Genomic DNA, 723 nt, shown 5'->3' with positions numbered 1-723 from the left:
CAGGAGGTGCTGGTCAAGTTCACGGACAACGATATCGACCAGCCGTTCGTGATCGGGGCGCTGTACAACGGCCAGGGCGAAGCCGGCATCGCTCCGACGCCGGGCGGCAAGTCCATGAGTGGCACCACATTCGCCCAGCCCTATGACGCCAGCGGCATCTATGCAATGGGCTCCGACAGCCAGCCGAGCGCACAGGGCAACCTCGCCGGCGGCAACAGCCCGGCGTGGCACGGCATGGGCACTGACCCGGACGGCCATCGCAACGACGCCGCGCTGACCGGCTTCAAGAGCCAGGAACACGGCGGCAAGGGCTACAACCAACTGGTGTTCGATGACTCCGATGACCAGCTGCGGACACAACTTGCCACGACGGAACAAGCGACCCAGCTCAACCTCGGCCACGTAATTCACCAGCAGGAGAATCGCCGTGGCAGCTTCCGGGGCCAGGGGTTCGAGCTGCGCACTGATGGCTACGCCGCTGTGCGGGGCCAAGCCGGGCTGTTGCTGACGACCTATCGCGATGCCGTCACGGGCCACGTGCTGCCGACTGGCGACAACGCTGCCGGTATCGCACTGCTGCGGCAGGCGGGCGATCTGGTCAGGACGTTGGGCGATGGCGCCACCACGCACCAGACCCAAGCCCTGTCGACCGGGAAGGACGACGAGTCGCCATTGGCGAAGCAAGCCAAGGCTGCAGCCGGCATGGTCGATGGGCAATCGCTC

Annotated in this window: 1 protein-coding gene; it reads left to right on the top strand. The window is 66.1% G+C overall.

Annotation, left to right across the window (positions count from 1 at the left end; genetic code table 11):
• Nucleotides 1-723 (top strand): type VI secretion system Vgr family protein (locus MKD38_RS30770; protein WP_252682447.1); only part of this gene is annotated, 723 nt, incomplete at both ends.

The sequence above is a fragment of the Cupriavidus sp. WGlv3 genome (assembly GCF_023952475.1).
In the GTDB taxonomy this organism is placed as follows: domain Bacteria; phylum Pseudomonadota; class Gammaproteobacteria; order Burkholderiales; family Burkholderiaceae; genus Cupriavidus; species Cupriavidus phytorum.
The sequence above is the reverse complement of the archived record's forward strand: the minus strand, read 5'-3'. Positions and strand labels throughout refer to the sequence as shown.